The sequence below is a fragment of the Candidatus Methylopumilus universalis genome (assembly GCF_006365315.1).
GTDB classification, from domain to species: domain Bacteria; phylum Pseudomonadota; class Gammaproteobacteria; order Burkholderiales; family Methylophilaceae; genus Methylopumilus; species Methylopumilus universalis.
Genome location: NZ_CP040968.1, coordinates 408,551 through 426,128 on the forward strand (window position 1 = coordinate 408,551; position 17,578 = coordinate 426,128).

The following is a 17,578-nucleotide window of genomic DNA, read 5'->3' on the forward strand; positions in this document are numbered from 1 at the left end:
TTTGAATTCTATCTATCCATATCTAGCCGTTCCTTTATTGCCCCTAATCGCATCTTTTTGCGTGGGTATTTTGGGTCGAAAATTGCCAGAGTATTTTGCTTCAAGCATGACAATCGCCTCTGTCTTTTTTGCGTTTGTTATCTCATGCATAACTTTAAATGAGACTCTAAACGGTTTAGTTTTAAATCAAACCATCTATCAATGGCTTGTCACAGGCCACTATCAATTTGAAGTCGGATTCTTAATTGATAATTTAACTGCCATGATGATGGTGGTTGTGACTTTTGTATCTTTGATGGTTCATATTTATACGATGGGTTACATGAAAGGTGACCCAGGCTATCGAAGATTTTTTAGTTACATCTCCTTGTTTACCTTTTCAATGCTGATGTTAGTCATGAGCAATAACTTTATGCAGCTCTTTTTTGGATGGGAGGCGGTAGGTCTTGTTTCATATCTTCTGATTGGATTCTGGTTTGAGAGACCCACTGCAATCTATGCAAACTTAAAAGCCTTTTTAGTAAATCGCGTCGGCGATTTCGGTTTTATTTTAGGGATTGCTTTGATTCTATATTGGACAGGTTCTCTTGATTACGCGACGGTTTTCAAAAGTACAGGCATTATGGCGGCCCATACAATGCAGTTATTTGGTCAGCCTATTAATGTGGTTACCGTAATATGTATTTTGTTATTTATTGGGGCTATGGGCAAATCTGCACAAGTGCCTCTTCATGTGTGGCTTCCAGATTCGATGGAAGGTCCGACACCTATATCAGCCCTGATTCATGCGGCAACCATGGTAACTGCAGGTATCTTTATGGTCTCACGCACATCACCTTTATTTGAGCTTTCTGATACAGCGCTTTCATTCGTTATGATCATTGGTGCTATTACAGCCTTGTTTATGGGCTTATTGGGCATCATTCAAAATGATATTAAGCGTGTCATAGCTTACTCAACACTTTCACAATTAGGTTATATGACGGTGGCGTTAGGCGCTTCAGCTTATTCGGTGGCTATGTTTCATCTCATGACGCACGCATTCTTTAAAGCCTTACTTTTCTTAGGTGCTGGTTCAGTCATTATAGGTATGCATCACGATCAAAATATTCAAAACATGGGCAACTTAAAAAAATACATGCCTGTGACTTGGATAACTTTTTTGATTGGCTCTTTAGCATTAATAGGGACGCCATTATTTTCAGGATTTTATTCAAAAGATAGTTTGATTGAGGCTGTGAAGTTATCCCACATTTCAGGAAGTCACTTCGCTTATTTTTCTGTATTGGTTGGTGTATTCGTAACAGCTTTTTATTCTTTTAGACTTTATTTCCTTGTGTTTCATGGCAAAGAGAAGTGGCGTCTTCAAAAACTTGCTCATCATGACGATCATCATCATGGCTTAAGTCCAAAAGATAACCCACATGAGAGTTCGTTAAGCGTTACTTTGCCATTAGTGCTTCTCGCTATCCCTTCTGTTGTGATTGGCTTTATGACAATCGAGCCAATTTTATTCGGTAGTTTTTTTGCACAAAGTATTTTCTTAGATATTGAAGCGCATCCTACGATGGAATACTTAAGCCATCACTATAGAGAAATTTATCATGGACCCTTTGGTATGGCTTTGCATAGCATCACAAGCCTACCTTTCTTATTCGCACTTAGTGGCGTTGCTTTTGCTTATTACTGTTATGAAGTGAATTTAAATTTACCTAAAGTAATTTTTAACCGCACACAAATAATTTACAAAGTGTTACAAAACAAATATGGCTTTGATTCATTCAATGAAAAGTTCTTTGCATTTGGCAGTCGTCTCTTAGGTGAGAAATTCTGGCAAATTGGCGATGTCAAAATTATTGATGGATGGCTTGTGAATGGAACTGCTAAATCAATTAGTAAGTTTGCAGAAAAAATACGTGTGATTCAATCAGGTTATATTTACCACTATGCTTTTGCGATGGTGATAGGTGTATTTTTATTCTTAACCTTCTTTATCAAAATATAAGATGAATTTAACTCACCTACTAAGCTTCTCAATTTGGACACCTATTTTTTTAGGTGGCCTTATACTTTTATTAAGTGGAAAAATGAGTGATACCCAAGCCAAATGGTTTTCACTTTTCAGTAGCGTGATTTCATTTTTAATCACTATCCCACTTTACACAGCATTTGATTTTTCATTTGGACAGTTTCAGTTTCAGGAATTCTTTCATTGGATTCCTGCCTTTCATATTAATTACCATTTAGGCGTCGATGGTTTTGCGGTGCCGTTAATTCTTTTAACAAGCTTCACTACAGTTATTGTTGTGATGGCTTCATGGCGATCAATACAAGATAGAGTTGCGCAATACATGGCAGCTTTCTTGATCATGTCAGGCCTCATGATTGGTGTTTTTAGTGCACTTGATGCCATGCTCTATTACATTTTTTGGGAGGCAATGCTTATCCCTATGTTCTTGGTGATTGGTATTTGGGGTGGACCTAATAGAATTTATGCCACGATCAAATTCTTTTTATATACCGTTTTAGGCTCATTATTAATGCTAGTCGCATTCATTTACCTTTACTTGCATACACATTCATTCGAGGTAGTAGATTTTTATAATGCCGGTCTAGGTCTCTATCCGCAGATCTTTATTTTCTTAGCTTTCTTTATGGCTTTTGCAGTAAAAATTCCTATGTGGCCTTTGCATACATGGTTACCTGATGCTCACGTTGAAGCACCTACTGGTGGATCAGTTGTTTTGGCAGCAGTGATGTTGAAATTAGGCGCATATAGTTTTATGCGATTTGCAATGCCGATTGCACCTGAAGCCGCGATTTATTTAAAAGATTTTATGGTGACTTTGTCACTCATTGCTATTTTATATATTGCATTGATTGCTATTGTGCAAAAAGATATGAAAAAATTGATCGCTTATTCATCGATATCACATATGGGCTTTGTCACGCTAGGTCTATTTATGTTTAATGCAATTGGTATTGAGGGTGCGTACGTTCAAATGATTTCTCATGGTTTTATTTCTGCAGCCATGTTCTTATCTGTAGGTGTTTTATATGACAGATTACACACAAGACAGATTGCAGATTATGGTGGTGTCATTCACGCAATGCCTACCTTTGCAGCTTTTGCTGTATTTTTTGCCATGGCCAATTGTGGGCTTCCTGGTACTTCAGGTTTTGTAGGAGAATTTATGGTGATCATGAGTGCGATGCAAAACAATTTTTGGATTGCATTAATAGCGGCAAGCTCTCTGATCTTCGGTGCTGCTTATTCTTTATGGATGGTGAAGCGCGTATTTTATGGCGAACCACGTAATCAAAAAATTAGTGCACTTAAAGATATCTCATGGCGTGAATTCTTTATCCTGTCTATATTGGCAGTGCTCATTATTTTAGTGGGTGTTTACCCAAAAGTTATTACGGATATGACAAATGCAACGACAGTTCAATTTCTAGAGCATATGCATTTGATAAAACCAGTCACACCATTACCTTTGGATATATAAATGAATCAACTTATTCAATCCGATCTTTTTTTAATCTTGCCAGAAATTTTTGTGCTTTCAATGGCAATGGTTGTGCTGATGACAGATTTATTCATTAAGCCTTCTTCGCGTTGGATTATTTTTGCTTTATCTCAATTCACTTTATTAGGCGGTGCTTATTTAACTGGCCAACATTTTAGTCACGAAACACAATTTGCTTTTTCAAATATGTTTGTTCGTGACGGCTTGGCAGATTTTTTAAAAATGATAAGTTATATAGGCACCTCACTTATTTTTTTCTATAGCCGGTCTTACATGAAAGATCGGGATTTATATCGTGGCGAATACTTTGCGCTCGTTCTATTTGCATTGCTGGGCATGATGATTATGATCTCAAGCCATAACATGCTTCTTGTTTATATGGGCTTAGAGCTTCTCTCTTTATGTTTATATTCTCTTACGGCCCTTGATCGTGATAACCAAAAAGCCACTGAGTCAGCAATTAAATATTTTGTATTAGGTGCTCTTGCATCAGGTCTTCTTCTATACGGTATGTCGATGATTTATGGTGCGACCTCGAGTCTAGATTTAAGCGTTATTTCAACAACATTATTGAATCATCCTACAGACCATGCAATTCTTATACTAGGTCTGGTCTTTGTGGTCGCCGGCCTTGCATTTAAATTAGGCGCAGTACCTTTTCAAATGTGGGTCCCTGACGTCTACGAAGGATCACCTTCATCAATTGCCATGCTCATTAGTTCTGTACCTAAATTAGCAGCTTTTGCAATTACACTTCGTATACTAGGCGAAGGACTTCAATCTATGATGGTTGATTGGAAACAAATGATGCTCATTATGGCGGTGCTTTCCATTGGTATTGGAAATATCACAGCTATTGCACAAACAAATATTAAACGTATGTATGCATACTCAACGATTTCTCATATTGGCTTTATTCTTTTTGGCTTGATGAGCGGTACACTTAATGGTTATGCATCTAGTTTATTTTACGTTGTGAGTTATATGTTTATGACTCTTGTATCTTTTGGAATACTCATGATGATGTCTCGGAAAAATTTTGAGTGTGAGCTGCTTGAGGATTTTAAAGGTTTGAATAAGAGAAATCCTTGGTATGCATTCCTTATGCTCATTACTATGTTGAGCATGGCAGGTATACCTCCTACCATAGGGTTCTATGCAAAATTCATGGTGCTTCAAGCGGCCTTTGATGCGGGCTTTGCAATTTTTGTTGTCTATGCAGTTATGATGGCCTTGATAGGGATGTTTTATTATATGAGGATTGTAAAGCTGATGTATTTTGATGAGCCAAAATTAAAAGGTAAATTAGATGTCCCAATGGATATGCAATGGATTTTATCGGCTAACGCATTAGCACTTCTGGTTATTGGTTTAGTACCCCATACATTTATGCAAGCAACAACGCAAGCAGTAGCTTTGAGTCTTCATTAAATGACGCAATCAATACTCATTCTGATTACGATCATCATGGCCAATATCCCTTGGATGTTTAGTGACTTTCTTTTTATTAAGAAATTTACATCCCATAAAAAACCTTTTTCTTGGGCTTTGTTTGAAGTGGTGATTCTGTATTTTATTACCGGTGGCATTTTACTTTTTGCAGAGCTTAAAATGATAGGACATATTCAATCGCAAGCTTGGGAATTTTATGCGGTGACTTTCTTTTTATTTTTAGTTTTCTCTTTTCCTGGATTTATTTTTAAAACGCTTTGGAAATAAAATCTCTTAAAATTTTAATTGTAGGCTGCGGTCAACTCGGTTTTTCAATCGTCAAAAATGCTGATCCTGATATATTTAAATTATATGGATTTAGTCGAAGTTTAAGAAAATCACCCCCTTCTATCGAAATGCATCAAGTTGATATTTTAAAAACTGAAGCTATTGATGCCATTAAGTTAATAAATCCTGAAATTATTATCTACGCTGTTTCTGCAGATACTCAGTCAATTGAAAGTTACCAAGAGCATTATGTAGCGGGCTTAAAAAATACTTACAAAGCGATTTTAGAGCTTGATCAATTCAAGCATCTTTTCTTTGTTTCAAGTACAAGAGTTTATGGACAAAAAACGACTAAGATTTTAAGTGAGCTTGATATAGCAGAGCCTTCTGATTATGGAGGTGAAGCTTTATTAGAAGCTGAAACGGTTGCCCGCCAACTAAAAGATAAAGCCACTATATTACGTTTGTCTGGTATTTACGGCCCTAATCGAACGCGTATGATTCAATTGGCCCAAAGTAATCCAGGTAATTGGCCTGCAACTAATAATTGGTCTAATCGAATTCACGAAGAAGATGCTGCGCGTTTTATTGTATTTCTTATAAATCGAATTATGCTGAATGAACCTATCGAGTCACTTTATCTTGTGACGGATGGTGTGCCGACTAAACAATATGACGTATTAACGTGGATCAGAAATCGTCTGCAATTAACAACCGATACTATTGAAGTTCCGATCTTGGAAAGCGGGAAACAATTGCAATCTGTTTTGTTGAATCAAAGTGGATTTGAATTAAAGTACCCCGATTTTACATATGGTTACGAAGCGATCATTGATTAGGGTTCTTCAATAGGATAGAATCCAAACTCCTAAATTCTTTAGGCGCGTAGCTCAGCTGGTTAGAGCACCACCTTGACATGGTGGGGGTCGTTGGTTCGATTCCAATCGCGCCTACCAATTTTTTGCCTCATGGCTCAAGCTATCAAGAATGCTTAAAAGCTTATAAAATGATGCAATGCTAAATGATTCAATTCAACTATGCCTGAAATAAGATTACCAGACGGGTCTAAGCGACAATTTGAAGGTGACGTTACCGTCGCAGAAGTTGCACAAAACATCGGCGCTGGACTAGCGCGCGCAGCTCTCGCAGGCCGAGTGAATGATCAGCTTGTCGATCTTTCATTCGTCATTCGTCAGGATAGCGATCTTGCAATCATTACTGACAAAAATCCTGAAGGGCTTGAGGTTATTCGTCATTCAACTGCCCATCTTTTAGCGTATGCCGTAAAAGAGTTATTTCCGGATGCACAAGTAACGATTGGCCCTGTCATTGAACATGGTTTTTATTATGACTTTTCATATACACGACCTTTCACACCAGAAGATCTAGAAAGTATTGAAAAGAAGATGACAGAAATTGCTAATCGCGATTTACCCATCACAAGAAAAGTATTGCTGCGTAATGATGCAGTGAAATATTTCAAATCAATTAAAGAAAATTATAAAGCTGAAATTATTGAATCTATTCCAGCTGATCAGGAAGTTTCTCTATACACCGAAGGTGAATTTACAGATCTTTGTCGAGGCCCACATGTGCCATCAACTGGAAAATTAAAAGTATTCAAATTAATGAAAGTGGCTGGTGCATATTGGCGTGGCGACTCTAAAAATGAAATGCTACAAAGAATTTACGGCACTGCATGGACTAATAAAGAAGACTTGCAAAACTATCTCTTCATGTTGGAAGAGGCGGAAAAAAGAGATCATCGTAAATTAGGAAAGCAACTCGATTTATTTCATATGCAAGATGAAGCACCTGGTATGGTGTTTTGGCATCCCAAGGGATGGTCGATTTGGCAAGAAGTTGAACATTACATGCGAAAAATGTTCTTAGATTATGGGTATCAAGAAGTTAAAACCCCAACAGTCATGGATAAGACTTTGTGGGAAAAATCTGGGCATTGGCAAAACTATCGCGACAATATGTTTACAACCTCTTCTGAAAATAGAGACTATGCGGTGAAGCCTATGAATTGCCCTGGTCATATTCAAATTTTTAATAACGCTCTGCATAGCTATCGTGACTTACCTCTAAGGCTTGCAGAATTTGGTTCATGCCATCGTAACGAACCATCAGGATCGCTCCACGGTTTAATGCGTGTTCGTGGATTTACGCAAGATGATGCTCATATTTTTTGCACAGAAGAACAAATTAAAGATGAAGTGGCTAAGTTTATTGTCATGCTATTTAAAGCCTACCAAGACTTCGGATTTAAGGACGTTTTAGTGAAATTATCCACTCGCCCTGAGAAACGTGTAGGTGCTGACGAAACTTGGGATAAAGCGGAATCTGCCCTTAAAGCTGCTTTAGTGGAAAATAAGCTTGAATTTGACCTTCAGCCTGGAGAAGGGGCTTTTTATGGACCTAAGATCGAATTTACCCTAAAAGATAGCTTAAGTCGTCTTTGGCAGTGCGGTACGATCCAGCTCGACTTTAACTTGCCTGAACGCCTAGGCGCTGAATATGTCACGGAAGACAATAGCCGCAAGCACCCTGTGATGCTACATCGGGCTATTGTAGGTTCTATGGAGCGTTTTATTGGGATTCTTATTGAGCATTACTCGGGTGCTATGCCTCTTTGGCTTGCCCCGACACAAGCGGTTATCCTTAATATTGCTGACGCACATGCAAGCTACGCCTCAAAAGTCATGGATGAACTCAAGAAAAACCACATCCGATGCGATTCTGACTTGAGAAATGAGAAAATAACCTATAAAATACGCGAACATAGCTTACAAAAGATTCCTTATCTCTTAATTGTAGGGGAAAAGGAAATGGAAGCTGGGCAAGTTGCCGTGCGAACCCGAAAAGGCGAAGACTTAGGATCCATGTCGATTAAGTCATTGATTGATCGACTAAATCAGGAAGTTCAAACTAAAGTCTAGCAACAAGGTAGCGCGGTTTTTCTTTTATATTTACAGGGGATTTGTTATCGCTCAAGAGAAAGAAGTCAGAATTAACGGAGACATTACAGCTCAAGAAATTCGATTAATTGGCGTAAACGGCGAAGCGCTTGGCATAGTGACACTAGCTGAGGCATTTGCAAAAGCAGAAGAGATAGATATCGATCTAGTGGAAATTGCTCCACAAGCCCAACCTCCCGTATGTCGATTGCTTGATTACGGTAAGTTTAAATATGCAGAAAGTAAGAAGCAACACGAAACCCGCTTAAAACAGAAGCAGGTCAAGATTAAAGAAGTGAAGTTTAGACCGGGAACAGATGATGGTGATTACAACATCAAAATACGAAACCTCATTGGGTTCCTTTCAGACGGCGATAAGGCAAAGATCACCTTGCGCTTTAGAGGTCGAGAAATAACGCATCAAGAATACGGTTTAGCAATTTTAAAACGTGTTGAACATGATTTAATGGAATACGCAGTCGTCGAACAATTTCCGAAAATGGAAGGTCGACAAATGGTGATGGTTCTGGCTCCGCAAAAAAAAGTCAAACCAAAAACCACTGAAGCAAAAGTTTCTGAGTGATACGGCTTAAACGGCATGCCTAAGCACTCTTATTACTCTAACTAAGGAGATCAAAATGCCAAAAATGAAAACAAAAAGTGGCGCGAAAAAGCGCTTCAAGTTTTTAGGAAGTGGTATGGTAAAGAGAACACGTTCTCATTTACGTCATATCTTGACCAAAAAAACAACGAAACAAAAACGTAATCTTAGAGGCACTGTCCTCATTTCAGCAACCGATATCAAACGCGTTCGCGCGATGATGCCAACTCAATAAGGGGAATAATATGCCTAGAGTAAAACGTGGTGTCACCGCTAGAGCGAAACATAAAAAAGTTTTAGCACTTGCTAAAGGTTATCGCGGCCGTCGTAAAAACGTATACCGTATAGCTAAACAAGCAGTGATGAAGGCAGGTCAGTATGCATACCGTGATCGCCGTCAGAAAAAACGTCAATTTAGAACACTATGGATTGCGCGTATCAACGCAGCATCTCGTGAATGTGGTCTTACCTATAGCCGTTTCATGAATGGCCTTAAGAAAGCTTCTGTTGAAGTGGATCGTAAGGTATTAGCAGATATGGCAGTATTCGATAAAGCAGCTTTTGCTAAGTTTGTCGAAATTGCTAAATCTGGTTCAGGAGCAGCATAAAAATTATTAATTTTTAAAAGGAGGCTTCTAGCCTCCTTTTTTTTATTAAAATAATAGTCAATGAATAATCTCGAACACACCTTAAAAGAAGCCCGTGAAGATTTTGATCAGTGCCATTCTGTGACGGACCTTGATCAAGCAAAAGCTAAATACTTAGGTAAAAGCGGTGTCTTAACTGAAGCGCTTAAATCACTTGGTAAATTATCTGCGGAAGAAAGACCTAAAGTAGGTGCTGAGATCAATGTCGTTAAACAAGGCGTTGAAGAAGCTTTAGAAAAAAGACGAGAAGCTATTTTAAATGCCTCGCAGGCGAAACAGCTTGCAGAGGAATCATTAGATGTGACTTTACCTTCAAGAAAAGAAGATCGAGGAAGCCTACATCCAGTCACGCAAACGCTTCATCGCATTGAATCTCTTTTTCATTCCATCGGTTTCTCAGTAGCACATGGACCACAAATTGAATCTGATTTTTATAATTTCACTGCGCTGAATATTCCTGAGTCACATCCAGCACGCGCGATGCATGACACATTCTATATTGATGAATCTTATGTATTAAGAACGCACACATCCCCTGTGCAAATTCGTCATTTAGAAAAAAATAAACCACCCTTAAAAATTATTTCACCAGGTCGCGTTTATCGCGTTGATTCAGATGCAACACATTCACCGATGTTTCATCAAGTTGAAGGTTTGTGGGTTGATCAACAAGTAAGCTTCGCAGACCTTAAAGGTGTCATCGAAGATTTTCTCCAAAACTTTTTCGAGAATAAAGATTTGAAAGTGCGCTTCAGACCTTCATATTTTCCATTCACAGAACCTTCTGCTGAAATGGATATGAGTTGGAAGGGCGGTTGGCTTGAGATTGGTGGGTGCGGCATGGTACATCCAGAAGTATTTAAACATGTAGGTATCGATTCAAATCAATATCAAGGATTTGCTTTTGGATTGGGGGTGGAGCGCTTAACGATGTTGCGTTACGGTGTTCAAGATTTACGCCACTTTTTTAATAACGACTTACGCTTTCTTCAGCAATTTATTTAAAGATATCTCAATATGCAATTTTCTGAAAATTGGTTAAGGTCATATGTGAATACATCACTGGATAGTGATGCGCTGAACCACATCATGATTATGGCAGGCTTAGATGTTGATGAATCTCATCCTCTAGGCGCATCTTTTACTCATGTGGTGGTGGGTGAGATTGTTTCGATTAAAAAACATCCTGATGCTGATCGACTTCAGGTCTGCGATGTCAATATCGGAGACAAGACATTACAAATTGTATGCGGCGCATCAAACGCAAGACAGGGTATTAAGGTGGCGTGCGCATTAGTAGGTGCTACATTACCTTCCATCGATATTAAGGAAGCAAAAGTTCGTGGCGTTGAATCATTCGGTATGCTTTGCTCGTTAAAAGAATTAGGATTGGCTGAAGAAGCTGAAGGCATTTTAGAATTAAGCCATGATTTAAAAAATGGTACTGATTTAAGAGTAGCACTTGATCTTAATGATCAAATTACGACATTAAAATTAACACCCAATCGAAGCGACTGTTTGAGTTTATGGGGTGTCGCCCGAGAAGTCGCTGCCATTAGTCAATCTTCACTATCTCCTATCACCTATGAAGTGAATCCGATCAAGCAAAGTGAAAAGAAAAATATAGTTGTCGAAGAAAAATCGGCATGCCCTCGTTACTGTGGTCGCATCATTAAAAATGTAGACAATACCAAATTATTACCTGATTGGATGATCTCGAGACTCGAGCGCTCCAATATTAAATCAATCAGTCCGATTGTGGATATCACTAATTATGTATTGCTTGAAATTGGACAACCCCTTCATGCATTTGATCATGACAAATTGCAAGGTGATGTTGTGGTGAGATTCGCAAAGCCTGAAGAGCCTATCCATTTGCTCAATGACACAAAAATTAAATTATCTAAAAAAGATTTAGTGATTGCAGATAATTCAGGTGCAATTGCTTTTGCAGGTGTGATGGGTGGGTTGTCATCGTCAGTGACCGAAGCTTCTAGAAATATTTTCTTAGAAAGCGCTTTTTTTGATCCTATTGTGATTGCTGGTAAAGCAAGAGCGTATAACTTATCTACAGATTCATCTTACCGTTTTGAACGAGGGGTTGATTTTTCGAACACTCGACATGCGCTAGAGCGAGCTACATCTCTTATTATCGAATACTGTGGCGGTGAAGCAGGTGAGATCTCAGAAGTTTTAAACGCTTTACCAAAGCGTAATGAAATCCATCTAAGACTTAAAAAATTAAATGCTATTTTAGGCATTGAAGTACCGAGCCAAGATGTTGAGCAGATATTCCATCAGTTAGGTTTTGAAGTGAACAAAACTATCGAAGGTTTTAAAGTCACACCACCTTCTTATCGATTTGATATTGCGATTGAAGAAGATCTTATTGAAGAAGTAGTTCGCTTATATGGTTATGACAAAATACCTTCTCATCATCCTGTGAGTCATCAGGCGATGTTACCCTCTTCTGGACCATGTCAGCGAGATCTTAAAGAAGCACTCACATCACGCGGTTTTTATGAAGTAGTGACTTATAGTTTCATTGAAGATGAGATTGAAAAAGCATTGCACGGAAATTTAAACCCTATTCAATTACAAAATCCAATAGCAAGTCAGATGTCGACGATGCGATCATCATTGTGGGGAAGTCATCTTGAAGTCTTAACTTATAATTTAAATCGACAAGTATCGCGATTAAATATTTTTGAAATTGCACAAACTTTCCAAGGCGCAAAAAAAGATTTTATTGAGACCGAAGTGATATCTGGTTTAAGTTACGGTAGCTTTTTGCCTGAGCAATGGGCTGACAAGATACGCGAGATTGATTTTTATGATATGAAAGCGCATGTTGAAGCTCTAACGTCTAAATCACTCACATTTAAAAGAAGTGATAAAACACCATTAGCGCTTCATCCCGGACAGTCTGCAGAAGTCTTTTTAGACGGTCAGTCGATAGGTTGGGTAGGTAAATTGCATCCAAAATGGCAGCAACACTTTTCTCTTCCAAAAGCCCCCTTTATCTTTGAGTTAAAAATAGAGAAGCTTTTAGAAGATAAAGCGTTTAAATACGAAGATATCTCAAAATTCCTTCCCGTAAGACGTGATATTGCCATCGTGGTAGATGAGTCAGTCGAGGTCGATTCGATTTTAGATGCTGTATTTAAGGCTAAAATCCCGTTCTTAAATCGAATGGCTTTGTTCGATCTTTACCAAGGAAAAGGCATCGCCGAAAACAAAAAAAGTGTTGCATTTCTGATACTTATGCAGGATACTTCAAAGACATTAGTTGATAGCGAAGCTGATTCTTCTGTATCAAAAATCGTTGAATTACTTGAAAAACAATTTGGCGCAACGCTCCGCAACTAATCCCATATTTAATACCGATTTAAAAGTAGGCCGTTATGACATTAACTAAAGCAGATTTATCCGAAATTCTATTTGACCGTGTAGGTTTAAATAAGCGCGAAGCGAAAGATATGGTTGAAGCTTTTTTTGAAGAGATTCGCAACGCACTTGAAAATGGCGACAGTATCAAGCTATCTGGTTTTGGCAATTTTGAATTAAGAAAAAAATCAGAAAGACCAGGTCGCAATCCTAAAACGGGTGAAGAGATTCCTATCAAAGCAAGACGTGTGGTTACTTTTCACGCAAGTCAAAAACTAAAAAGCAATGTAGAAGAGAACTACTCTGGAAAGAAAGCTTAAATCCCCCGTCTTACCTGAAATACCTTCAAAGAGATATTTTGCAATCGGAGAGGTAAGTGAGCTTTGTCTCGTCAAGGCGCATGTGCTGCGATATTGGGAGCAGGAGTTTGATCAGCTCAAAGATGTCAAGCGACGTGGCAATCGACGTTATTATCAATTACCTGAAGTGCTTCTCATTCGTAAAATTAGAGAGCTTCTACATGACGAAGGCTTTACGATTCAAGGCGCTAAACAGCGACTTAAAGATAAAAGTTTTGTTAAAGAAGTAAAGCAAGCTGAGCCACCTAGAGAGCTTCAAGTGACTAAACAAGGTCAAGTTGAGTTGCCTTTAGAGAATCTCAATCAATCCAATTCACTTGCCGGCCTTAATATAAAGTCGATTAAAGATGAATTGCTCAGTATCATAGATCTGCTTAAAAAGTAATTCATCATGGTTTTGATTTTCGGGGCGTAGCGCAGCCTGGTAGCGTACTTGCATGGGGTGCAAGGGGTCGTGAGTTCGAATCTCACCGCTCCGACCAATTAAAGCAATGAATTAGTTTTCAAAAATAGATTTCTTAGCCTTATAATTTTCATAGATCATTTTTAAGCCTATTCAATTTTTCAGGTGATTCATCATAAAACCTAAGCAATCCTCTAAAAACATAAGCACGCAAAATCGTAACAGTTCGATATTAAATACGTTGTGGGTGAGTTTTTTCTTTGTCGCTTTATTAAGTGCAATATGGAGATGGGTAGTTAAAGGTGACACTGAAGTGTTTGCCTCTATGGTGGATAGCCTTTTTTCCATGGCAAAGCTATCTGTTGAAGTGATGATATTGCTTTTTGGAACCCTAACGCTTTGGCTAGGCTTTTTAAAGATTGCTGAACACGCAGGTTTAGTTGAAAAAATAGCATCTTGGCTTTCACCGCTTTTTAGGCGTCTCATGCCTGAGGTTCCTAAAAATCATCCAGCAGCAGGTCTGATCACCATGAATTTTATTGCGAATGGATTAGGTCTTGATAATGCTGCGACACCTATTGGACTTAAAGCGATGCGATCATTGCAATCACTTAATCCAACACCAAAGATCGCAAGCAATGCACAAATTCTTTTTTTGGTTATGAATGCTTCATCACTCACCTTACTTCCAGTATCAATCTTTATGTATCGTGCACAGCAAGGAGCATTAGATCCCACACTTGTTTTTTTACCTATTCTTTTAGCAACAAGCGCTTCCACTTTGGCTGGTTTTTTCTCAGTCGCTTTTATGCAACGAATTAAATTAAACGACCCTGTAGTCATTACATGGATGTTAGCCATTGCAAGTTTATTAAGTGTGTTTATCTTATTCTTAAGTCACTTATCAGCATCGGCATTGGGCGCATTCTCATCCCTCTTAGGCAATGCTGTCCTGTTTGGACTGATTGTTACTTTTTTACTTATAGGCATATTAAAACGTGTGCCAGTCTATGAGTCATTTATTGAAGGTGCTAAAGAAGGTTTTGATGTATCTAAAAATTTACTGCCTTATTTAGTTGCGATGTTATGTGCAGTCGGTATTCTTCGAGCATCAGGTGCGCTTGATGTTGTATTGGATATGATTCGTTATCTTGCTGATAGCTTTCACTGGGATACACGTTTTGTAGATGCGCTACCAACAGCGCTTGTGAAACCTTTTTCTGGAAGTGCTGCAAGAGCTATGCTCATTGATACTATGACAACACATGGTGTCGATAGCTTCCCGTCACTTTTAGCAGCAACTGTTCAAGGCAGCACTGAAACTACTTTTTATGTTTTGGCAGTTTATTTCGGTGCAGTTGGTATTCAGCGTGCACGACACGCAGTTGCTTGTGCACTATTTGCAGATCTTGTTGGTGTGTTAGCCTCTATTGGTGTTTGTTATTGGTTTTTTGGATAAAATTATTTAATAAGGATAAATGATGTATGTATTTATGATTGTGATGTATGCCGGTATTCTTTTTTTAATAGCTGCTTTATCTTTCGGTTTTCTTTCATGGCTCATCTATCAAAAGAATAAAAAAAGTAAGCAATTAAAAAATTTATATTGGGCGCGTGTTATATCTGCAATTCTTTTAACCCCCTATATATTCTTCCAATATATATTTTCTGATCTGACTTATCTCCCAATCCGAATTTCTTTTGTAGTTTTTTCTTTTGTTATTCTTTATCTTCTTGTAAAAAGATGGGGTAAAGACGCGATACCAAAACGTAAATGATTACCGTTAAATCAATTAAGGAATCAGATTTTGAGGTAATAGTTGAATCGAAGTCGATCACACAACATAAAGTTCATGTCTCAAATGATTTCTATAATTTCCTAACTGATGGCAAAGTTTCTTACGAACATTTAATTATTGCGTCGTTTGAATTTTTGTTAGAGCGAGAATCGAATAACTCCGTACTTTCTCAGTTTGATTTAAAGGTCATCTCTCACTATTTCCCTGAGTATGAAAAAGAGATTAAGAAGCGGCTGAAGGCTTAATCTTTCGTATACAATAATCATTTAAACAACCTATTAAAGAGGCGATATATGGGCAGTAAAGACAAAAGAAAAGAATCTAAAGGTAAAAAACCACAACCTAAACCAGCCAAGGTGTAATTTTATAACCTATTGATTTATATAGTTTTTTTATAATTATACCGGTTTAGTGTTACTTCTCTCATGATTTTCATGAGACCTCATTCATGATCCTCAAGGTGTTTACTTTTTAAGTCCGAGTAAGATTACATTTAAGTAATTTCTCATTAACTTAATAAAAGGATCAACATCATGTGGACAACTCCAGCTGCTACTGAAATGCGTTTCGGTTTCGAAGTTACAATGTATGTAATGAATAAGTAATTATTCAGATTTAACAAAAAAGCCCGCTTAATGCGGGCTTTTTTGTTTCTAATCCATTTAAAAATTAATCCAAGCTTTTGTTCTGATAGAGGCTTGAGCGGCTTCTAATACTTTTGTATTCCAAAGAGCATCATCTAAAGAAAGTTTTGGCGCAGTATTGTTGATAATGCATTGGTTAAAATGATCAATCTCAAGTGTAAAGTGATTCGCTTTTTCAATATGCTCATTCTTTGATCCGTCTTTGTCAGTTGTTATGGTTAATTGTGCCTCGTCATTTTCATGCTGCCACACCGTGTGGCACATCAACTTTCCTTTTTCCCCAAAGATTTCAAATTGAGAACGTCTCACGCATTCAAAGCTAATATCAAATTGCGCGCGTCGATTCAGGCCAAAATTAATCATGCCCGAAGTTGTGAGATCTGCCCCATGTTCATTCAGATGGCTTGTTGCAACCATTGATAGAGGGTTCTGATTAAAGCATTGTCGAATCGTATGGATAGCATAAGGTCCAATGTCCCAAAGAGCGCCACCACCATTTTCAATGGATCGATCGATACGATAAAAACGCGCAGGCTGGATTGGGAAAGAAAACATAGAATGCACATACTGCACATCACCTAATAATCCTGAACTAATAATTTCTTTTATACGATTAAACTGTGGATGAAAGACATACATAAATCCTTCCATCACTTTGACGTGATTTTGATGAGCCGCTTCCTGAATTAACTCAACTTCCTTTGAATGAAGTGCGATAGGCTTTTCTATGAGTACATGTTTTTTATGATTGATTGCTTGAAGAGCGGGCTTGGTATGCTCCTCGTTTGAAAGTGGGATATATATAGCGTCTATATCAGGATGATTAATCACTTCATCTAAAGAATTGAAGGTCTGAACTTTACCTAAAAGTGATGGCTGGTATTTTTCTAAACATTCTGCCGCTGCATTGACTCTTCGACTTCCAATAGCAGCAAGCTCACCAAAAGGGCTATTTGCAATAGCGGGAAGAAGTCTCTCATTGACACGTGCTGCTCCTAGAATACCCCAACGTACTTTTTTCATTTTTTTGTCTTAAATTAAACGATGTTTTATTATGCTTAGCCTTCAGTGAATAGACAAGCCATCATTTCTCAGAAGTTTCAGGTTGAGAAAAGCCTTATTAAATGCGATCATTTGATCCATGAAATTTTTACTACTTCTTTCATTTCTCATTCCAATTAATTCCTTTGCTGATTGGTCTTTAGTGCATCAAGATGATGCTGATCATTATATTGATTATAAGTTGATGAGCAAAAGTGGACATAAGACAAGGGCGTGGTATTTGCAAAATTATGCTGAGCCACAAACTATTAAAAATCTTCAATATCACTCTGTTAAAAATAGATCAGAATTTGATTGCAAGGCTCGAAAAATGAGAATTCTAGCTTATGCTTTATACCCAGAACCTATGGGTCAAGGCCACGCTTTATTTAACAAAGGCGAAGCATTAGATTGGCAAGTGATCAAACCTAAAACGCTTAATGATTTATATTTAAAGCGCGTCTGTAGCAAAAAGAAATAGAGTT

General features: G+C 37.9%; 19 protein-coding genes and 2 tRNA genes. 20 read left to right on the plus strand and 1 reads right to left on the minus strand.

Features of this window, described 5'->3' with window-relative positions:
* Window position 1: 1 nt before the first annotated feature.
* From nuoL to pqqA, 19 genes are all read left to right on the plus strand, one after another.
* Window positions 2-2,005: an NADH-quinone oxidoreductase subunit L gene (gene nuoL, locus FIT79_RS02315; RefSeq protein ID WP_139875484.1), complete on the plus strand. Its 2,004-nt coding sequence runs from the start codon at window positions 2-4 to the stop codon at window positions 2,003-2,005.
* Between the two features lies 1 nt (window position 2,006).
* The gene (locus FIT79_RS02320; protein ID WP_139875485.1) at window positions 2,007-3,509 is read left to right on the plus strand and encodes an NADH-quinone oxidoreductase subunit M; all 1,503 of its coding nucleotides are present in this window, start codon (window positions 2,007-2,009) and stop codon (window positions 3,507-3,509) included.
* A complete protein-coding gene (gene nuoN, locus FIT79_RS02325; protein WP_139871231.1) occupies window positions 3,510-4,961 on the plus strand; it encodes an NADH-quinone oxidoreductase subunit NuoN in 1,452 nt (483 codons plus the stop codon).
* Entirely contained in the window at window positions 4,962-5,249 is a 288-nt protein-coding gene (locus FIT79_RS02330; RefSeq protein ID WP_139871233.1) for a DUF2818 family protein, read from the plus strand. It abuts the gene before it with no gap.
* Window positions 5,240-6,088 (plus strand): sugar nucleotide-binding protein, encoded by an 849-nt coding sequence (locus FIT79_RS02335; RefSeq protein ID WP_139875486.1) that lies wholly within the window; start codon window positions 5,240-5,242, stop codon window positions 6,086-6,088. The genes FIT79_RS02330 and FIT79_RS02335 overlap by 10 nt, the downstream gene beginning before the upstream one ends.
* Window positions 6,089-6,128: 40 nt before the next feature.
* Window positions 6,129-6,205 (plus strand) — tRNA-Val (locus FIT79_RS02340).
* Window positions 6,206-6,286: 81 nt separating this feature from the next.
* Window positions 6,287-8,194: a threonine--tRNA ligase gene (thrS, locus tag FIT79_RS02345; protein ID WP_028817790.1), complete on the plus strand. Its 1,908-nt coding sequence runs from the start codon at window positions 6,287-6,289 to the stop codon at window positions 8,192-8,194.
* A 106-nt stretch (window positions 8,195-8,300) separates the two neighbouring features.
* Window positions 8,301-8,795: a translation initiation factor IF-3 gene (infC, locus tag FIT79_RS02350; protein WP_478210059.1), complete on the plus strand. Its 495-nt coding sequence runs from the start codon at window positions 8,301-8,303 to the stop codon at window positions 8,793-8,795.
* A gap of 55 nt (window positions 8,796-8,850) precedes the next feature.
* The gene (gene rpmI, locus FIT79_RS02355) at window positions 8,851-9,048 is read left to right on the plus strand and encodes a 50S ribosomal protein L35 (RefSeq protein WP_028817792.1); all 198 of its coding nucleotides are present in this window, start codon (window positions 8,851-8,853) and stop codon (window positions 9,046-9,048) included.
* A 10-nt stretch (window positions 9,049-9,058) separates the two neighbouring features.
* Window positions 9,059-9,421 (plus strand): 50S ribosomal protein L20, encoded by a 363-nt coding sequence (rplT, locus tag FIT79_RS02360; RefSeq protein ID WP_028817793.1) that lies wholly within the window; start codon window positions 9,059-9,061, stop codon window positions 9,419-9,421.
* 60 nt (window positions 9,422-9,481) lie between these two features.
* Complete coding sequence (pheS, locus tag FIT79_RS02365; RefSeq protein ID WP_139870168.1) at window positions 9,482-10,465, plus strand: phenylalanine--tRNA ligase subunit alpha; 984 nt, start codon at window positions 9,482-9,484, stop codon at window positions 10,463-10,465.
* A 12-nt stretch (window positions 10,466-10,477) separates the two neighbouring features.
* A complete protein-coding gene (pheT, locus tag FIT79_RS02370) occupies window positions 10,478-12,829 on the plus strand; it encodes a phenylalanine--tRNA ligase subunit beta (protein ID WP_139875487.1) in 2,352 nt (783 codons plus the stop codon).
* A gap of 35 nt (window positions 12,830-12,864) precedes the next feature.
* The gene (locus FIT79_RS02375) at window positions 12,865-13,167 is read left to right on the plus strand and encodes an integration host factor subunit alpha (protein WP_028817796.1); all 303 of its coding nucleotides are present in this window, start codon (window positions 12,865-12,867) and stop codon (window positions 13,165-13,167) included.
* Complete coding sequence (locus FIT79_RS02380; protein WP_139875488.1) at window positions 13,151-13,591, plus strand: MerR family transcriptional regulator; 441 nt, start codon at window positions 13,151-13,153, stop codon at window positions 13,589-13,591. The genes FIT79_RS02375 and FIT79_RS02380 overlap by 17 nt, the downstream gene beginning before the upstream one ends.
* A gap of 20 nt (window positions 13,592-13,611) precedes the next feature.
* Window positions 13,612-13,688: transfer RNA gene (locus tag FIT79_RS02385), tRNA-Pro, on the plus strand.
* 267 nt (window positions 13,689-13,955) lie between these two features.
* Window positions 13,956-15,068, plus strand: a complete 1,113-nt coding sequence (locus tag FIT79_RS02390; RefSeq protein WP_223259506.1) for a nucleoside recognition domain-containing protein — start codon at window positions 13,956-13,958, stop codon at window positions 15,066-15,068.
* 19 nt (window positions 15,069-15,087) lie between these two features.
* Entirely contained in the window at window positions 15,088-15,387 is a 300-nt protein-coding gene (locus tag FIT79_RS02395) for a hypothetical protein (protein WP_139874384.1), read from the plus strand.
* A complete protein-coding gene (locus FIT79_RS02400) occupies window positions 15,384-15,653 on the plus strand; it encodes a hypothetical protein (protein ID WP_139875490.1) in 270 nt (89 codons plus the stop codon). Before FIT79_RS02395 ends, FIT79_RS02400 begins: the two co-directional genes overlap by 4 nt.
* A gap of 288 nt (window positions 15,654-15,941) precedes the next feature.
* Entirely contained in the window at window positions 15,942-16,013 is a 72-nt protein-coding gene (pqqA, locus tag FIT79_RS02405; protein ID WP_012777389.1) for a pyrroloquinoline quinone precursor peptide PqqA, read from the plus strand.
* Window positions 16,014-16,070: 57 nt separating this feature from the next.
* On the opposite strand, the gene FIT79_RS02410 is transcribed toward pqqA, so the two are convergent.
* A complete protein-coding gene (locus FIT79_RS02410) occupies window positions 16,071-17,075 on the minus strand; it encodes a Gfo/Idh/MocA family protein (protein WP_139875491.1) in 1,005 nt (334 codons plus the stop codon).
* 118 nt (window positions 17,076-17,193) lie between these two features.
* Here FIT79_RS02410 and FIT79_RS02415 point away from each other — a divergent pair, with 118 nt between their 5' ends.
* The gene (locus FIT79_RS02415) at window positions 17,194-17,574 is read left to right on the plus strand and encodes a surface-adhesin E family protein (RefSeq protein WP_139875492.1); all 381 of its coding nucleotides are present in this window, start codon (window positions 17,194-17,196) and stop codon (window positions 17,572-17,574) included.
* Window positions 17,575-17,578: the final 4 nt, after the last annotated feature.